This is a genomic window from Nioella aestuarii, from assembly GCF_050896395.1.
GTDB classification, from domain to species: domain Bacteria; phylum Pseudomonadota; class Alphaproteobacteria; order Rhodobacterales; family Rhodobacteraceae; genus Nioella; species Nioella aestuarii.
Genome location: NZ_JBPBBA010000001.1, coordinates 1 through 17,580, shown reverse-complemented (window position 1 = coordinate 17,580; position 17,580 = coordinate 1). Strand labels below are relative to the sequence as shown.

Annotated in this window: 17 protein-coding genes and 1 pseudogene; 11 read left to right on the top strand and 7 right to left on the bottom strand. The window is 60.6% G+C overall.

Annotated features, from left to right (window positions below; all coding sequences use genetic code 11):
• The first annotated feature begins 86 nt into the window (after positions 1-86).
• From ACROHD_RS00090 to ACROHD_RS00075, 4 genes are read left to right on the top strand one after another with little or no spacing between them, the layout of a single operon-like run.
• Positions 87-1,205, top strand: coding sequence for an AI-2E family transporter (locus ACROHD_RS00090; RefSeq protein ID WP_432675205.1), 1,119 nt, complete (start codon positions 87-89; stop codon positions 1,203-1,205).
• A 3-nt stretch (positions 1,206-1,208) separates the two neighbouring features.
• Positions 1,209-1,877, top strand: coding sequence for a P-loop NTPase family protein (locus ACROHD_RS00085; RefSeq protein ID WP_432675204.1), 669 nt, complete (start codon positions 1,209-1,211; stop codon positions 1,875-1,877).
• Positions 1,878-1,917: 40 nt separating this feature from the next.
• Positions 1,918-4,092, top strand: a complete 2,175-nt coding sequence (locus tag ACROHD_RS00080) for an RNA degradosome polyphosphate kinase (RefSeq protein ID WP_432675203.1) — start codon at positions 1,918-1,920, stop codon at positions 4,090-4,092.
• Between the two features lie 32 nt (positions 4,093-4,124).
• Positions 4,125-5,702 carry a Ppx/GppA family phosphatase gene (locus ACROHD_RS00075; RefSeq protein ID WP_432675202.1) on the top strand — a complete coding sequence of 526 codons (1,578 nt, stop codon included), beginning with the start codon at positions 4,125-4,127 and terminating at the stop codon, positions 5,700-5,702.
• Positions 5,703-5,708: 6 nt separating this feature from the next.
• Here the strand turns inward: ACROHD_RS00075 and ACROHD_RS00070 are convergent, their stop codons facing one another.
• From ACROHD_RS00070 to ACROHD_RS00060, 3 genes are all read right to left on the bottom strand, one after another.
• Positions 5,709-6,122: a hypothetical protein gene (locus ACROHD_RS00070; protein ID WP_432675201.1), complete on the bottom strand. Its 414-nt coding sequence runs from the start codon at positions 6,120-6,122 to the stop codon at positions 5,709-5,711.
• A gap of 66 nt (positions 6,123-6,188) precedes the next feature.
• Positions 6,189-7,649 carry a choline-sulfatase gene (gene betC / locus ACROHD_RS00065; RefSeq protein WP_432675200.1) on the bottom strand — a complete coding sequence of 487 codons (1,461 nt, stop codon included), beginning with the start codon at positions 7,647-7,649 and terminating at the stop codon, positions 6,189-6,191.
• 100 nt (positions 7,650-7,749) lie between these two features.
• Complete coding sequence (locus ACROHD_RS00060) at positions 7,750-8,640, bottom strand: LysR substrate-binding domain-containing protein (protein ID WP_432675199.1); 891 nt, start codon at positions 8,638-8,640, stop codon at positions 7,750-7,752.
• On the opposite strand from ACROHD_RS00060, the gene ACROHD_RS00055 reads away from it, so the two are divergent.
• The 3 genes from ACROHD_RS00055 to proS all read left to right on the top strand — a co-directional run bounded on the left by ACROHD_RS00055 (position 8,639) and on the right by proS (position 11,936).
• Positions 8,639-8,992, top strand: coding sequence for a hypothetical protein (locus tag ACROHD_RS00055; protein WP_432675198.1), 354 nt, complete (start codon positions 8,639-8,641; stop codon positions 8,990-8,992). The genes ACROHD_RS00060 and ACROHD_RS00055 overlap by 2 nt on opposite strands.
• A 299-nt stretch (positions 8,993-9,291) precedes the next feature.
• A complete protein-coding gene (gene pepT, locus ACROHD_RS00050; RefSeq protein WP_432675197.1) occupies positions 9,292-10,533 on the top strand; it encodes a peptidase T in 1,242 nt (413 codons plus the stop codon).
• 59 nt (positions 10,534-10,592) lie between these two features.
• The gene (proS, locus tag ACROHD_RS00045) at positions 10,593-11,936 is read left to right on the top strand and encodes a proline--tRNA ligase (RefSeq protein WP_432675196.1); all 1,344 of its coding nucleotides are present in this window, start codon (positions 10,593-10,595) and stop codon (positions 11,934-11,936) included.
• 73 nt (positions 11,937-12,009) lie between these two features.
• Here proS and ACROHD_RS00040 read toward each other — a convergent pair whose 3' ends face one another.
• Both ACROHD_RS00040 and ACROHD_RS00035 read right to left on the bottom strand, forming a co-directional pair.
• Positions 12,010-12,399, bottom strand: coding sequence for a hypothetical protein (locus ACROHD_RS00040; RefSeq protein ID WP_432675195.1), 390 nt, complete (start codon positions 12,397-12,399; stop codon positions 12,010-12,012).
• A 190-nt stretch (positions 12,400-12,589) separates the two neighbouring features.
• Positions 12,590-12,982, bottom strand: a complete 393-nt coding sequence (locus ACROHD_RS00035) for a hypothetical protein (protein WP_432675194.1) — start codon at positions 12,980-12,982, stop codon at positions 12,590-12,592.
• Between the two features lie 188 nt (positions 12,983-13,170).
• Between ACROHD_RS00035 and ACROHD_RS00030 the strand changes: the two genes are divergently transcribed.
• From ACROHD_RS00030 to ACROHD_RS00020, 3 genes are all read left to right on the top strand, one after another.
• Positions 13,171-13,665: a DUF2937 family protein gene (locus ACROHD_RS00030; protein ID WP_432675192.1), complete on the top strand. Its 495-nt coding sequence runs from the start codon at positions 13,171-13,173 to the stop codon at positions 13,663-13,665.
• A gap of 96 nt (positions 13,666-13,761) precedes the next feature.
• Entirely contained in the window at positions 13,762-15,048 is a 1,287-nt protein-coding gene (locus ACROHD_RS00025; protein WP_432675191.1) for a lipoprotein-releasing ABC transporter permease subunit, read from the top strand.
• Positions 15,041-15,733: an ABC transporter ATP-binding protein gene (locus ACROHD_RS00020; RefSeq protein WP_432675190.1), complete on the top strand. Its 693-nt coding sequence runs from the start codon at positions 15,041-15,043 to the stop codon at positions 15,731-15,733. Before ACROHD_RS00025 ends, ACROHD_RS00020 begins: the two co-directional genes overlap by 8 nt.
• A 106-nt stretch (positions 15,734-15,839) precedes the next feature.
• On the opposite strand, the gene ACROHD_RS00015 is transcribed toward ACROHD_RS00020, so the two are convergent.
• Complete coding sequence (locus ACROHD_RS00015) at positions 15,840-16,205, bottom strand: thiol-disulfide oxidoreductase DCC family protein (protein WP_432675189.1); 366 nt, start codon at positions 16,203-16,205, stop codon at positions 15,840-15,842.
• An 80-nt stretch (positions 16,206-16,285) separates the two neighbouring features.
• Entirely contained in the window at positions 16,286-16,849 is a 564-nt protein-coding gene (locus ACROHD_RS00010; protein WP_432675188.1) for a hypothetical protein, read from the bottom strand.
• Between the two features lie 414 nt (positions 16,850-17,263).
• Here ACROHD_RS00010 and ACROHD_RS00005 point away from each other — a divergent pair.
• Positions 17,264-17,580, top strand: a pseudogene (locus ACROHD_RS00005) (transposase); the annotation flags it as partial.

Sequence of the window (17,580 nt, the reverse complement as noted above, 5' to 3'; positions counted from 1 at the left end):
TTGCCACCTTCGGCTTGAAAACCCGGCCCGCGGCGGGCAGCTTGAGGCGAATGACTGCCCTGTGTGCAAGGAAGGACAATCGCCAAATGGCCCTGCCCGTGAAACAGCAAGCGACCTATTGGGGAATCGCTGCGGCCGTTTTCCTGCTGTTGATGTGGTTTCTTGGCGGGGTTTTATTGCCCTTCGTAGTGGGCGGCGCGATTGCCTATTGCCTTGATCCATTGGCGGACCGGCTGGAAGACCGGGGCTTCACACGGGCCTGGGCCACGGTGGTGATCTTCGCCTTTGCGGTGCTGTTGTTCCTTCTGGCCCTGCTTCTGGTGCTGCCGATGTTGATCGGACAGGTCATCGCCCTGGTGCAGGCCGCGCCCGAGCTTTATGCGACCTTGCGCGATTTTCTGATCGAACGCTTCCCCACGCTCATCCAGGAAGACAGTGCCGCGCGTCAGACCATCGCCGATGTGCTGGCCTCTGCCCGTAGTCAGATCGGCACGGTGGTGTCCTCGGTCCTGTCTTCGGCGGGCGCGGCGGTCAATAGCGTTGTGGTCTTGGTGATCGCGCCCGTGGTCGCGTTTTATCTCTTGCTGGACTGGGATCGCATGATTGCGGGCATAGACGATTTGCTGCCCCGCGATCATGCGCCGGTGATCCGGCAACTGGCGTCAGAGATTGACCGGACGCTTGCCAGCTTTGTGCGCGGGCAGGGCACTGTTTGCCTGATCCTCGGCGTGTTTTACGCCATCGCCCTGATGTCCGTAGGGCTCAATTTTGGCCTGATTGTCGGGCTGATCGCGGGCGCGCTGACCTTCATTCCCTATGTGGGTGCCCTGGTGGGTGGTGTGCTGGCCATCGGACTGGCGCTGTTCCAATACTGGGGCTACAGCGAAGTCGTGGACGGAGAAACCGTGCGCCACGCCACGGATTGGCTGCGCATTGGTCTCGTCGCGGTGATCTTTGCCATCGGGCAGGTGGCTGAAGGCAATGTGCTGACCCCCAACCTTGTCGGCAGCTCGGTCGGGCTGCATCCGGTCTGGCTGCTGTTCGCTCTGGCGGCGTTCGGGTCTGTCTTCGGCTTTGTCGGCATGTTGGTGGCGGTGCCCGTCGCCGCGATGATAGGGGTTCTGGTGCGCTACGGCATGGCGCAATATCGCGAGGGCAGGCTGTACAAAGGGCTTGAAGGCCGCGCCGAAGACGACGACATGTAAGTCATGGCCGAACAGCTTCTTCTTGACCTCCCCGTGCGCACCGCCCTCGGGCGCGACGACTTCTTCGTTTCGGATGCGAATGCCGCCGCCGTGGCGGGGATCGAGGCTTGGGACAGCTGGCCGCACGGCAAGATGGTGTTGGTGGGGCCAGAGGCATCTGGCAAGACCCACCTCGCGCATGTCTGGGCCGCATTAACGGGCGCTAAGGTGGTCGACACGGCGGCGTTGGCGGATTTGGCGCTAGACGAAGTCGGTCCGGCGCTTGTCGTCGAGGATGCCGATCAGGTCACGGGAGACATTGCGGAAACCGCTCTTTTCCACCTGCACAACGCGGTTCTGGGGCAGGGGGGGCGGCTGTTGCTGACGGCACGTACCGATCCCTCACGCTGGCGCGTCACCCTGCCGGATCTGAAAAGCCGTATGCAGCAGGCCGGTGTTCTGAAACTGCAAGGCCCCGATGATGCGCTGCTGTCTGCCGTCATGGTCAAACTTGCGTCAGACCGTCAGCTTGCGCTTGGTCCCGAGCTAATCTCTTATGCGGTCCTGCGGATGGAGCGGTCCTTCGTTGCTGCCCGGCATTTGGTCGAGGCCATCGATTCCCGCTCTCTTCGCGACAAGTCAAGACCCACGAAACCCATGATCGCCACGCTGCTTGCGGAGATGGCGGAATGAGTGTCACGCTGGTGTCACATCCCAAGCCTATGGCAGCCATATGATCAACGCCGATTTCCTTCACGCTCCAATCCCTGATCCCGTTGACTTGCCTGAGGCACAGCGCACCGGCCCGCAACGGTTCTTCAATCGGGAGCTTAGCTGGCTTGCCTTCAACTGGCGGGTGCTGGAGGAGGCGGAAAATCCCCGCGTGCCGCTTCTGGAACGGGTGCGCTTCGTCTCGATCTCGGCAGCGAACCTGGATGAGTTCTATACCGTGCGCGTCGCGGGCCTGCGTGAGTTGGCCAACGAAGGCAACACAACGCCCTCGGACGATGGGCGCACCCCAACGGAACAGTTGCGTCTGATAAACGCCGATGCACGCAAGCTGATGCAATCTCAGCAAGCGGCATGGAACGCCCTGAAATCCGAGATGGAGGCGGAGAAGATCACCGTCGTGACCCGCTCGGCGCTCAAGGCGGCTGACAAGGTGGCGCTGGACGAGATGTTCCTGTCCAATGTGTTCCCGGTTCTGTCACCGCTGGCCATCGACCCGGCGCATCCTTTCCCGTTCATCCCGAACGAAGGTGTGTCGCTTGCCCTTCAGATGAAACGCCAACGCGATGGACGGCCCTTGCAGGCGCTGTTGCCTATCCCGAACCAGATTGATCGCTTCGTGCGGCTGCCCGCGCCGGAAGGCGCCGCGCGGTTCCTGCCGCTGGAGGAATTGCTGCTGCTCAAGATCGGCGCGCTTTTCCCAGGCTACAAGCTGACCGGATCCTGCATGTTCCGGGTGCTGCGCGACAGCGATCTGGAAGTGGAGGAAGAGGCCGAAGACCTGGTACGTGAATTCGAGACCGCCCTGAAACGCCGCCGCCGCGGTCATGTGGTGCGACTTCAGGTCTCTGCCGGAGCACCTGAGGCTCTGAAAGACGAGATATACGAACAGCTCGACGTGCGGCCGGATGAAGTGATCGAGGTGCGCGGCATGATCGGTCTCGCGCGGCTTAAGGAGCTGGTGCTTGATGAGCGTCCCGATCTGCTGTGGCCGAGCTTCACCCCGCGGGTGCCCGAACGGGTGCAGGACCATGAGGGAGACATGTTCTCGGCCATCCGGCAGAAAGACATGTTGCTGCACCATCCGTACGAGACCTTCGACATGGTGATCCGTTTTCTCGCGCAGGCGGCGCGCGATCCCAATGTGGTGGCGATCAAGCAGACCCTGTACCGGACGTCGAACGAAAGTCCGATTGTCGATGCACTGTGTGAGGCGGCGGAAAACGGCAAGTCGGTTACGGCGCTCGTGGAACTGAAGGCCCGCTTTGACGAGGCGGCCAATATTCGCCAGTCGCGCAAACTGGAACGGGCAGGCGCGCATGTGGTCTATGGGTTCATCAACTACAAGACCCACGCCAAGATCAGCGCCGTCGTGCGGCGTGAGGGCGACCGGCTGGTAACATATACCCATTTCGGGACCGGCAACTATCACCCGATAACGGCGCGCATCTATACTGACCTGTCGCTGTTCACCTGTGATGACGCGCTTGGCCGCGATGCTACCAAGGTGTTCAACTACGTTGGCGGATATGCGGAACCCGAGAAGCTGGACAATCTGCGCATTTCTCCGCTTAGCCTGAAATCAACGATCATCGAGAACCTTAGGGCCGAGGCGGAGCACGCCCGCGCGGGCAAACCGGCGATGGTCTGGGCCAAGATGAACAGTATCATCGACTCCGACGTGATCGACGCGCTTTACGAGGCCAGCCAGGCCGGTGTGAAAATTGACCTCGTGATCCGGGGGATCTGCGGGTTGCGCCCCGGGGTCAAAGGGCTGTCGGAAAACATCCGGGTGAAATCGGTCGTGGGCCGGTTCCTGGAACACAGCCGCATCGTCTGTTTCGGCAACGGTCACGGGCTGCCCGCCAAGAAGGCGCGGGTCTATATCAGCTCTGCTGACTGGATGGGGCGTAACCTCAATCGCAGGGTGGAAACGCTGGTGGAATGCACCAATCCCACGGTGAAAGCGCAGATTGTCAGCCAGATCATGGCGGCAAACCTGGCGGATGTCGCCCAAAGCTGGGTCTTGCAGGCCGATGGCAGTTTCGTGCGCCCTGACCTCGACCAGATCGACAAGCCGTTTTCCTGCCACCGCTTTTTCATGCAAAACCCGTCTCTCTCGGGACGTGGATCGGCGGGGGCGGCGGATGTGCCTGAATTGGCGCATTCCCACGATTGACCGAGTCACCAACCCCGTGCCATGACCGGATCATGATGGGACAAGCCGAATTGGCGGATCCGCGTATTGCTGGGTCCGGGACAGTTGCCGACGGGGGGCTTTTCGGTACGCCACTTTTCCAGGATCCGCACGCGCGGAACCTGGCAAGGGTGGGCGTGATCGACATTGGCTCCAACTCGGTGAGGATGGTGGTGTTTGACGGCGCGGCGCGCTCACCCGCCTATTTCTACAACGAAAAAATCCTGTGTGGGCTTGGCGCGGGCTTTGCCGAAACCGGGCGACTGTCTGCCACGGGCAGGCCCCGCGCAATGGCCGCGTTGAAACGCTTCGCGGCACTGGCCAAGGGCATGAACGTTACTTCACTCGTCACTGTCGCTACGGCTGCGATGCGCGAAGCCGAGGATGGTCCGGAATTCAAGGCCGAGGCCGAACGTGAAACTGGCCTGACCATTCACGTCATCGACGGACGGGAAGAGGCACGACTTTCAGCGCAGGGAGTGCTTCTTGGCTGGCCAGGTGCCTTTGGCATGATTTGCGATATCGGCGGGTCCTCGATGGAGCTTGCGGAACTTCTTGGCGACGGTCAGGTCGGCGCGCGCGAAACATCTGATCTCGGTCCGCTGAAGCTGCAAGGGATCAAAGGCGGCAAGAAGGCGATCAAGGCACATATCAAGGATCGGGTTGCGGGTCTGCGCAATCAGTTTACCGAACCCGCGGGGCGGTTGTTCCTTGTTGGTGGCTCTTGGCGGGCAATTGCCCGGATCGACATGGAACGCCAAGGATATCCGCTGAAGGTGCTGCACGAATATCGGATGACCCGCAAGGATATCCGAGCCACCATCGCCTATATCCAGAAGTCCGATCTAGAGGATTTGCGCAGCCGCACTGGTACAAGTGCCGAGCGGATGGCGTTGGTGCCGCTGGCCTCGCTTGTGCTGAAAGAACTGGTGCGCAGTTTCAAACCCGATGAGGTGGCCATTTCGTCCTACGGGATTCGCGAAGGGCTGCTCTATGAACAGATGTCGGACGAGCAGCGCCAACGCGATCCACTGATCGAAGCGGCCTATCACATGGAGCTGGCCAATGCCCGGATGCCGGGGTTCGGGCGCGCGCTCTATCGGTTCATTGAACCCCTCTTCGGACGCATCCGGCCCGAGATGAAGCGTGTGATGCGCGCGGCCTGCCTGTTGCATGATGTCAGCTGGCGGGCACATCCCGATTATCGCGCAGAAGTCTGTTTCGACAACGCAACACGGGCCAACCTGGGCGGTCTGACCCATGAGGAACGGGTTTATCTGGGCCTCGCCCTGCTGCATCGCTACAAATCCAGCCGCAAGGACACCAATTTCGATCCGCTGCTGGAGCTGCTGACCGAGAAGCAGGTGCAGCAGGCAGAGATCATGGGTCGCGCCATGCGCTTCGGTGCGATGTTCACGCTGGAAAAGCCCCTCGATCACGGCAAGCTCAAGCTTTTCCCCAAGAAAGGCATCCTTGAACTGACCCTGAAGACCGACACCGCGCGGGATCTGTTCGGAGAGGTCGCGCAGGCGCGTTTCAAGGCGCTTGCGGCAGCGATCGGGGCGGAACCAGTCGTCAAAGGCATCAAGTGACGCAAATCATGCTTTTCGGCGCAGGAATTTCAGGCCGGACCAGTCCTGATCCACGGCGCAGACCTTCACATCGACCCATCCCGTCGGCAACATCACCTCGCGCAACCCGTCTTCAGTGAGGTCCATGAACAGGGACGAGGATTTCTTGGGCCAGCTGATCCAGAGCATCCCCTTATCAGCCACCATTTCCAGAGCGGCGGGGCCCTGCCTATCCAACGTGGCGCGGTCGCTACAAAACAGGTGCACGATATCTGCCGGGCCAGCCGTCTCAGGCAAAAATACCGTTCCCTCAGCCCCCGACAGCAAATCGTCAATATGCGCAGGCGGATTGAGCGCGATGTAGCTCAGGCCGGGTTTCAGTCCGAGCTTTTGGTAGAGGGGCTTGCCGGAATAGCCCGAAATGGTGGATGTCTTGCTCATGGCGCGGCGCTTACTGTCGTCACGGGCATCGTATAGCATCGAGCTGAGCGTGGTAAGACTGTGCGGTCAGCTTCTGACATAACGAGCCGCCCCCGCGCCACGGGTATCATAATCCCACTCGGTGCCGTTCGCAGCCATTGCCCGATTCACGGCATCCTTCATTGGCAGGCGCGCCCAAACTTCCGCTTCGATGGCATCGAGGTCGAAGCGCCCGCCCGTGATGACCCGGTTCACTTCCGCTTCGATCATCGCCACATCAGGATTTCCTGCGCGATTGATCCATTCGTCAGGATCTTCGGCAAGGTTGAAAAGCTGCGGGGCCGAGCGGTGGCAGTAGATGTATTTCCAATCTCCAAGCCTCACCATGAAACTGGGGCGCATAATGCCTTCCCCGTGGTACTCGGAGACAATTGGAATGGTCTCCAACTGATCGCCGTTCAAGGCGGGCATGAGGGATCTGCCTTCGAGTGGGCGGGCTGGTGTCTGAACAGCTAGGTCGATCAGCGTGGCGGGCACGTCAATCAGGGAAACCGGTGTATCGACCTTAAGCGCAGCTTTGCCCGGCATGTCGATCAAAAGTGGGATGCGCGTAGACCATTCGTAGAAGCTGCGCTTCTGAATCAACCCATGTTCCCCCAACATCTCTCCATGGTCGGCCGTGAAAATGATTATCGTATCGTCGCGCTGGCCCTGCTCCTCCAGCACGTCGAGGAGCTCGCCAAGTTTGTCATCCACATAGTGGCACAGCGCAGCATATCCCCTGCGCATAGCCAACAGATCTTCAGCGTTACGGATGTTGCCGCGGTCCAGCCCGTGCCACCGGCGCAGGGCCCGGTCGAAATCGGAATACCGCGCGTCCATGTCGTCGGGGTAGTGGGGCAGGGGCAGATCCGCGTCCTTATACAACTCCCAGTACTTGCGCGGCACCTTGTAGGGTGGGTGTGGATTGGTGAAGGACACCGTCAGCATCCAGGGGTGATCTGGTTGATGACGCAGAAACTCCAACGCTCGAAACTGGGTTTCCTCGTCATATTGCAGCTCTTTCGACCAGCCGGGGCCGATATTCTGTGACTGGTATTGTGCCACGAAATCAAAGGCCTGCCATTCCGGGTCATCGTCGGGCGGCAACGGATAGGACCACAGGAAGCCAGCTGGATAGATATCGGGGTTGAGCCGCCGTTGAAAGCCGTGCAGCTGGTCTGCCCCGATGAAATGCATTTTCCCGGACAGAACCGTCTCGTAGCCAGCGTTCGTCAGGTAATGGGCGAAGGTGGGAATGAAGCTGTCGAACGGATCGCCATTGTCATAACAGCCGGTGGTGGACGTATGCAGCCCGGTCATGAAGCAGGATCGCGCGGGCACACAGATTGGGCTAGGAGAATAGGCGTTGGTGAACTGGGCAGACCTGCGGGCCAGCGCGGTCAGGTTTGGTGTATGAGCGCCCGAATAGCCGCAAGCCTCCAGAAGGAACGGTGTCATCTGGTCGGCCATGATCAGAAGGATGTTGGGCTGAGAGGCAGTGGTCATGGCAATCCTATGGGGGCAATGATTGCCGACGCTCTTGCAGAAAGGGACCTCGTGTCAATTGAATTGCAGCCTGTTGATAGCTGCGCTTCCGCCTTGCGGGTCAGTTTCGGTGCTCTGTCGCGATCCAATCCCGGAAGGTCTTCACGTTTGGGGCGTGCCAACGGTCTTCTGAACCGATCAGGGCGTAGCTGCCATGCGGAGTGTCGCAGGCCATGTCTGGGAATGGCAGCACAAGCGTGCCGTTTTGCAGCTCTTCCTGGCACAGGGCAAGATCGGCCATCACCACACCAGCCCCCATCACAGCGGCCTTGGTGGCCATGTCGAGATTGGGAAAGGCTTCTCCTCGCGTTGGATCAAACTCCTTGATCTCAAAGTGCCTTACCCAGGTCTGCCAGTCCTCTCGCGCTGCGCTTTCGTGCAGCAGGGTTACACGGCCCAGATCGGCAGGTGTGCGCAGCGCGTGCGAGCCTGCCATCAGGGCAGGGGAACAGGCCGGTGACAGACGCATTGGGAATATCGCTTGCGTTTTGACATCCGCAGAACGCCCGGGCCAGACTTCCAGCGAAACGCCAAGATCGTAGCGTGTCGGGTCAAACCCGCTGTCGCCATAAAAATCGGTTGTCAGGCGCACCTGGATTTCAGGGTGGAGCTGCCGGAACCGAGCGAGTTTGGGAAACAGCCAGCGGATCGACAGGGTGGGCGGGCAGATGATGCGCAGCTCCGCCGCTTGCTCGGAAAGCTGTGCCACCTGTGTCGCGATCCTTGTGAAGGTCTCGGTCAGAACCGGCAACAGATCCTGTCCAGCCTCTGTCAAAGCGACGCCTTTATGTCCGCGATGAAACAGAGCCACGCCCAGATGCTCTTCCAGCAGCTTCACATGGCGGCTGATTGCGCCACGCGTGACGCAAAGCTCTTCGGCAGCGGCGATATAGCCCTGGTGGCGGGCGGCGGCTTCGAAGGCGCGCAGAGCGTTCAAAGGGGGCAGGCGCATGGGAGCTCTTGGGCTAGTTTTCTTAATCCAGGCCGTTAGAAAGCTTGGTTTGATCAGGATATTGTCATCAGAATATCAAGGGTTTCAGGAATGCGCAAAGGAATCCGAGATGGCACACCTTCAGATAAACTCAAGCCATATCCATGCTGAATCCCATTTTCTTGGGGTGTGGATCACCCGCTTTCTTTATCGGGTGGCACGGAAATTGGCGGGCAGGCAGGATCAGCCGCATTGGGAAAATGATCTGCACAGGCTGGCAGAAACGTCCCCACATCTGCTGGACGATATCGGTGCCGCATTAGACGCGCAGCCGCGTGAGGATGTCCGCCCTGCATGGACACGTGGACCCTGAGGCACGTCGGGACAGTCTTGAGATGCCGGATATCGGTTCTTGCGCGCGGCCGAAGCGGAGGGATGCGGCCATGCGTTTCATGCGGATCCCCTCATGCTAGGGGCTTTGAAACCTGCGCTGAGTATTCAGTGGGGGCGCCGGCTCGTGAATTCGTATACCTTGCCGGCTCAATTCTCCCTGAACCGCGCTTCGACTATGGAGATCAGACAGCCAAAATCTCCAGAAGCGGGGGTTGGGCCAATCGGCTTGACTCCCTCCTTTGGCTTGCCCCTGATGCGGGCAAGCAGAAAGGAACCCCCATGCGCACCGAATTCGATTCCGAGCTGGAAACCCGGCTGGTCCGCTACGCCTCTATCGACACCCAGAGTGATGGGGAGTCGCCGACCTCTCCAAGCACCGCGATCCAACTTGATCTGGCGCGGGTTCTGAAAGCTGAACTGGAGGAGATCGGCGCCGAGGACGTTCAAATCACCGAATACGGCGTGGTGCTGGCGACGATCCCCGCGACTGTCGAGGGCGCACCGGTTGTGGGCTTCTGCGCGCATATGGACACGGCCCCTGCCTACAATGCGACCGGGGTGAAACCCGTCGTGCATCGCCACTACAATGGTGGCGACATCACCTTCGCCGATGCGCCGGGGCTGAAACTGTCGCCGGAAAACGCCCCCTATCTGGCAGAGAAAGTGGGCGAGGACATTATCACCGCCAGTGGCACAACGCTGCTTGGTGCCGATGACAAGGCGGGCATAGCGATCATCATGACGATGGCGCGCAAACTGCTGTCCGAACCGGGGCACAGCCACGGCAAGATCCGCATCGCCTTCACCCCCGACGAGGAGATTGGGCGCGGCGTTGATGAACGGCTGCCCGCCGATCTGGGGGCAGATTTTGCCTATACGCTCGATGGCTCAATGCCTGGTGAGCTTGAATATGAAAGCTTCTCAGCCGATGGCGCGCTGGTGACTGTCAAGGGCGTCGCCGCGCATCCCGGTTGGGCGAAGGACAAGCTTGTGAACGCGCTGCATCTGGCCGCCAAGATCGTGCAGACCCTGCCGCATGTAACGCTGACGCCGGAGACGACCGAAGGCCGTGACGGGTTCATCCATCTCTATGCGATGTCGGGCACTGCCGCAGAGGCCGAACTCAGCTTCATCCTGCGCGATTTCGAACTTGATGGCCTTGCCGCCAAGGGTGCGCTACTGCAGCAGGTCTGCGAGGCCGTCGCCGCCACCGAACCCCGCGCCGAGATCACCTGCGCGATCCGCCCCCAGTATCGCAACATGCGCTATTGGCTGGAAAAGGACATGTCCCCCGTCGACCTCGCGCGCGAGGCGTACCGGGACCACGGTATGAACCCGGACAGTACCGCCATTCGCGGTGGCACCGACGGATCGCGCCTGACCGAGCTTGGCGTGCCATGCCCCAACATCTTCTGCGGGATGCAGGAGATCCACGGCCCGCTGGAATGGGTCAGCGTGCAGGATATGGCGCTGGCGACCAAGGTCTGTCTCAGCCTTGCGGCCCGAGCCGCGCAAGCCTGATTGCCCCCGCGCGCCCTTTCCCCTAATCAGGGGCCAAACGAACCTATAGGTCTGCCCACATGCGTCTGTCCCGCTATTTTCTGCCCGTTCTGAAAGAAACCCCCGCCGAGGCCCAGATCGTCAGCCACCGCTACATGCTGCGTGCTGGCATGATCAAACAGCAGTCGGCGGGCATCTATTCCTGGTTGCCTCTCGGCTTCAAGGTGCTGCGCAAGATCGAAAACATCGTACATGAGGAACAGCAGCGCGCGGGCCATATCCCGCTGCTGATGCCGACGCTGCAACCCGCCGACCTGTGGCGAGAGTCGGGGCGTTATGACGACTATGGCGAGGAAATGCTGCGCATCCGCGACCGGCATGACCGTGACATGCTCTACGGTCCCACGAACGAGGAGATGATCACCGACATCTTCCGCAGCCATGTCAGCAGCTACAAGGATCTGCCGCTGACGCTCTATCACATCCAGTGGAAGTTCCGCGACGAGATCCGCCCGCGTTTCGGCGTGATGCGGGGGCGTGAGTTCTACATGAAGGACGGCTACAACTTCGACCTGACCAAGGAAGATGCCCTTCACGCCTATAACCGCCACCTCGTCAGCTACCTGCGCACCTATGAGCGCATGGGGCTTCAGGCCATTCCGATGCGCGCTGACTCTGGCCCGATTGGCGGCGACGACACCCATGAATTCCTGGTGTTGGCGGAAACGGGCGAGTCGGAAGTGTTCTACGATAGCGCTGTGACCGACATCCGCCTCGGTGCGCGTGAAATCGACTATGACAGCCATGAGGAATGCCGCGCGGTGATGGAGGAGTTCACCTCGCTTTACGCCCGCACGGACGAAACACATGACGAAGCGACGTTCAACGCCATCCCCGAGGAACGCCGCCGGTCTGCCCGTGGGATCGAGGTGGGCCAGATTTTCTACTTCGGCACCAAATATTCCGAGCCCATGGGCGCGATGGTGCAAGGCACCGATGGCCAGAAGGTTCCCGTGCATATGGGCAGCCACGGCATCGGCGTCAGCCGCCTGCTTGGCGCGATCATCGAGGCGAGCCATGACGACAAGGGGATCATCTGGCCAGAAGGCGTGACGCCGTTCCATGTGGGCATTGTCAACCTTCGTCAGGGCGACGATGAAACCGATGCAGCCTGTGAACAGCTTTACACGGCGCTGACCGCGGCCGGTCTCGAACCACTCTATGATGACACCAACGAGCGTGCGGGTGGCAAATTCGCTACCATGGACCTGATCGGTCTGCCCTGGCGGATCACGGTTGGCCCGCGTGGGTTGAAAAACGGCGTGGTGGAACTGACCAGCCGCCGGACGGGTGAGAGCGAAGAGATGAGCCCGGAGGCCGCCGTCGCCCGCGTGCAGGAGATCTACGCGCCGCATATGGGCTGATACTGGTCCTCTGACAAACGAAAAACCGCGCCTCGATCACTCGGGGCGCGGTTTTCTGTTTCGAAGGGTTGGCTCAACGAAGGCGCACATCAACCGATGCATTGTGGCGGCAGGTAAAGGCGCTGCCCTGCGCGGTGTAGCTGCCGGTCCAGCGCCCGCCGCTGGTGGTGCGGTAGCGGAAGCGAATGCGGGTCTGGGCGTTTTCCACGTCTTCCAGATTACGGGTGAAGGAGAAGTAATAGCCATCCTGAATGACGCGGTTTTCAAACGGTTCAGAGCGCCAGATGCCCTGACCATAGTCGTAGTAGTCCACGTCATAGATCTGGATGGCCTCACCGCTGTAGTTGTGCAGGCGCATGGTGACGTCTTCGCAGATGTCGAAGCCCCATGCGCTGGCAGTGGTGGTGGTCACGGCGAGCGCGGCGGCTGCGATGGCGGCTTTGGTGAAGGTCTTGAGGGTCATTGGTCTGTCTCCGGTGAAGATTGCGTTGTTTCGATGATCCTGTTGTGCCGGATGGGGGTCGCCGATGGCATGGGGTCGATCCCCCAATGTGTAGGCTTTGAAGAACCTTCCCCGTCTCAATATGCTGATTCAGAAACAAAAAACGCGCCCCGGTTCCCCGAGGCGCGATGGCAAAGGTCTGACCAGTCGTTCAGCGGACGTTGACCGTGGCCGAGGTGTTGTGACGGCAGGTGAACGTGTTGCTCTGTGCGACATACCCGCTTTCCCAACGACCCTGGCTATTGGTGGCGCGGTAGCGGAAGCGAAGCATGGTCTGGGCGTTTTCCACATCTTCAAGGTTGCGGGTGAACGAGAAGCTGCCGCCATTCTGAATGACGCGGTCGGGCAGGGGTTCGGACCGCCAGATGCTCTGCCCGAAGTCGTAGTAATCGAGGTCATAGATCTCGATCGCCTGACCGGAATTGTTGTTGAGACGCATGGTGACGTCCTCGCAGATGTCGAAGCCCCATGCGCTTGCGGTGGTGGCGGTGGCGGCGAGGGCAGCGGCGGCGAGCACGGCTTTGGTGAAGGTCTTGAAGGTCATTGGTCTGTCTCCGGTGAAGATTACGTTGTTTCGATGATCTTGTTGTGCCGGACAGGGGTCGCTAATGGCATGGGGTCGATCCCCCAATGTGGCAGCGGCAGGGTTTCGCCGGCATGGAGTCGGGGTCTCAACACGCAGGGCGGATCTGTGCTATCCTACCAAAAAACGGGCAGAGAACAGGCAGACCCATGAGACTATTGGCACTGGCCGCCGGACTGGCAGGCGCGGGCGCAATGGCGCAGTTCCCAGAGGCATCGCAGCACTACGTGCAGCGGCTGGCGGGCGCGGTGGATGAGCTGTCTATTGTAGTCGCGGATTTCGACCGCTCCGCACAGTCGGCAGGGCTGACGCGGGACGAGGCGCTGGCGGAACTGTCCGGGTCTGCTTTCCTTTCGGCCCGCAATGCCGACATGACCCGCACGATCACCCGGTATGAAGCGCTGTCCTCGGACCTGACCCTGTTGCGAGAGGCGGGACCAGTGGAACGCGCCCTGTTGCTGCCCGCGCGTCTGGACACGGAAATCGGCCGCCGCGCGCTGGAGGATTTCCACCCCGGCCTGCCACTGACCGCCAGTGGCGCGGGCTTCGCCGGGGTGGGCTTTCTGGGTGGCTACGGGCTGCTGGTTCTAGTGATGTGGCTCGTCGCTCGCCTGTTGCGGCGGCGAACGCCCGCTGAAACGTGATCCGGCCGTGTGAATGGGCGGTTCCAGCTGCCAACGCCTTGCGCTAACCTGTGCGCCAAGCGCCCGAGCCAGCAGCGGCGTAAAACAGGAGCAGCCATGCCAACCCCGCCCAAGCCCTTCGCCCGGTTCGAGTTCATGATCGCCTGGCGCTATATCCGCGCCAAACGCGCTGAAGGCGGGGTCAGCGTCATGACCTGGATCAGCTTTCTGGGCATCATGCTGGCGGTGATGGCGCTGATCGCCACGCTCGCCGTGCGCGCCGGGTTCCGGCATGAATTTGTGGGCACCATTCTGGGCGCGAACCCCCATGCCAGCGTCATCCCCGTGGGGCGGCAGGTGGAGGGCGGGCGCAGCCTGCGGGTGCTGTCGGACTATGACGCCATCGCAGAACGCCTGCGCGGGGTCGAGGGCGTCACCGGCGCATTCCCGGTCATTCGTGGGCAGGTAATGGCCACCGCGAACGGGCGCAATGCGGGTGTGGAAGTGATCGGAATCACGCCAGAAGACTTGGATGCTGTGCCCTTGGTGGCCAGCCCCGAACTGGCGTATGGGGCGCTGCGCGACTTCCCCTATGGGGTGGCTTTGGGCGTCGGTGTGGCGCGGGAACTTGGGGTCAGTGTGGGCGACCGAATTCGCCTGATATCCCCTGATGGTGCGCGCACGGCCTTTGGCACCAGTCCTAGGATCAGCGCCTATGAAGTAACCTATATATTTCAGGTTGGGCGGTACGACATAGATCGCATTCGCGTCTACATGCCGTTCGATGAGGCACAGACCTATTTCAACCGGGACGGAGTGGCCGATGAAATTGAGGTCAGCGTGACCGATCCAGACAATGTACTGAACATGGTCATCCCGCTGACCCGCGCCGCTGAGGCCGATGTCATCATCTGGACGTGGCGGGACAGTTCCGGCGCATTTCTGCGGGCCTTGCAGATGGAAGATAACGTGATGTTCATCATCCTCTCGATCCTTGTTCTGATCGCCACGATGAACATCGTTTCGGGCCTGATCATGCTGGTGAAGAACAAGAGCCGCGACATCGGCATCCTGCGCACCATGGGGTTGTCAGAGGGGTCTATTCTGAGGGTTTTCTTCATTTGCGGGTCGTCGATCGGCGTGGCGGGCACATTGGCTGGCGTGGCTTTGGGCTGCGCCTTTGCGATCTGGATCGACCCGATTTTCGCCTTCGTCAACTGGATGGCGGGGGGAGGTGTTTGGGATCCTTCTGTGCGGTTCCTGTCGACTTTGCCGGCGCGGTTGGAGTTGGATGATGTGTTATCGGCGGTCAGCCTGTCGCTTGGGTTGTCCTTCGTGATCACCATTTTCCCAGCCCGGCGCGCGGCGCGGATGAACCCGGTGGAGGCGCTGCGCTATGAGTGAACCGGTGCTGGATCTCGACGGGATCGAGAAGGGCTACAAGATTGGAAAACCTGGAGAAATCCGGGTTCTTCGCGGCGCGTCCGTCCGCATTCAACCGGGCGAAGTGGTGGCTCTGGTCGCGCCCTCTGGTGCGGGAAAATCGACGCTTCTGCATATCGCGGGTCTGCTCGACACGGCGGATGTGGGGAATGTGCGGATCGGGGGCGATGACCTGACCCAGGCACGGGACCGGGCGCGAACGGCGGCGCGGCGGCAAAGTGTTGGATTCATTTATCAATTTCACCATTTGCTGCCCGAGTTTACCGCTGCTGAAAACGTGATCCTGCCGCAGCTTGCCAATGGTGTGGCACGGGCGGCGGCAGAGGCGCGGGCGGCAGAGCTTCTGGCTCGCGTGGGGCTGGAAAACCGCGCTGATCACCGGCCCGCAGCGATGTCGGGCGGTGAGCAGCAGCGCGTGGCCTTCTGCCGGGCGCTGGCCAATAAGCCACTGATTTTGCTTGCAGATGAGCCGACGGGCAATCTCGACCCCGGCACCGCCGACGTGGTCTTCGACGCGCTTCTGACGCTGGTTCGGGAAACCGGGATGGGCGCGCTTATCGCCACCCATAACCTGGAGCTTGCGGCCCGGATGGACCGGGTTTTGCACCTTCAGGACGGGGTGCTGGTGGCGGAACCTACGGGCTGAAAACAGGGGGGCGCCATGCGTACACCCCCTGTGCACCCCCGATACACCGTCCGTGCAGACGTGACGCTGAAATTGTGACAGTCAGCCGGATCGTCATTGGGGTGGTTCAGTGCGTCCGGTCGAGGCGTCGCTGGCGCCGCCGATGCAGGGCGTAAAGCACCGGTGCAGCGGCGTGGCGATAGACCCGGTCGGCCAGCCAATGCACCCCCGGCAGTCCGGTGATCCGCGCCAGCCAGCGCCAGCCCGGCAGATGCGACCAGAGCAGGCGGAAGGCCTCGAGCCCCTCATGCCGCTGGCCATCCTGTTCGACGCGGAAACTGCGCGCGGCACTGTCGGGGGTAAGGGACCATTCGGCGGCTTGTTCCAGCCCGTCGACATGCAGCGCCACCCCCGCGCGGTCCGCCTGCCGCGCATAGGCCGCAACCTCGCGCGCGCAGATCGGGCATGTGTCGTTGTGCAAAACTTTTATCATGAGCGGCAGGTAGCGCGGGGGGTGGTGAGGGCAAGGGCGGTGTCCCGGCGTGGAACCAAGGCGAAGCCGCCGCGCCATCGTCATGCGGGACGCATGCCTACGGCATGACGCGCCCCCGGCGGAGGCGATTTGGGTGAGGCTTGGGAAGACGGTGAATCGTCTCGAAATCGCTTATAGCTTTCATAAGACAATCTCTCCTCAACAGAATGATTGAGGCTCTCAAAAATGTCCCAACTTTCTTTCTGTTCGACTTCTACCAACTCAACTCGATCCGTATCGTCGACCTCTGGTTTCGCGTGACAGATTGAGTTCCGAAGATCCCGCAACTCCTCCACAGATGAATATGGCCGCACGTTAGCCTCCACTTCGGGTGTTAGTCTCTTACGGACCAGCTTTAGTTTATCCTTCATACCCGACTCTGGTCGCCAGCCTGAGACACCGAGTTGCCCCACCGCATTAATGAACGCTTCGTTCTCACTAGCCAAAATTAGAACTCCCGCGAGCACACGGTCTTTCCAACCGCGTTTAAGCTCGCCCGCGCAGGCAGCTTCGATCTCGTCGTCAAGCCAAAGCTGAACCGAGGCAAGCGAATCGTGAAAAAACCGCCGGCCACGGGTTGTTCGTTCGACCAGGATTTTTGCCATCCACAGAACCTCAAGATGATTTGCCTTAAGTCAAACAGCATCCATTCTTAATTTCAATCTTGCTTATGCCAGATCGCGTCGATCTATTATTATTTAGGGCCTCGCGTTTCTCGCACTACCTCCCAGACCTCAGCAGCACTTGTCTCGGGCGGAATACCGCCATCTCCGACGCGCGCGGGGGCGACCCGGACCTTTGTGTCACACACTTTATCCCCGCTACATCCGAACACCCTCTACAGCCTACCAAGAGTTGGTCTTGGCAGGCTCCGGTCTAGAGTTGTGGGATTTGAAGTCGAGCGTGGAGCAGTCGCAGAACTATTTGAGGCACATAACGACTGACAACGGCTAGGCATACCACTGGAATGCCCCTTCTGAACTGGTCCGACGTTATGATTAGGAAACGGAGGACCGAGAATGGCGCACAAGAGACACAAGCCCGAGGAGATAGTTCAGAAGCTGCGACAGGTTGATGTGCTTGTCGGCCAGGGAATGCAGCGTGTGGATGCGATCCGCGAGGTTCGCATAACCGAGCAGACCTATTACCGCTGGCGCAAGCAATATGGTGGGATGGGAACCGACCAACTGAAGGAACTCAAACGGCTTCAGAAGGAGAACGAGCGGCTGAGGAAAGCCGTCTCTGACCTAACCTTGGATAAGCTCATCCTAAAGGAAGCCGCCCGGGGAAACTTCTGAGCCCCGCCCGCCGGCGTGCCTGCATCGACTTGATCCGA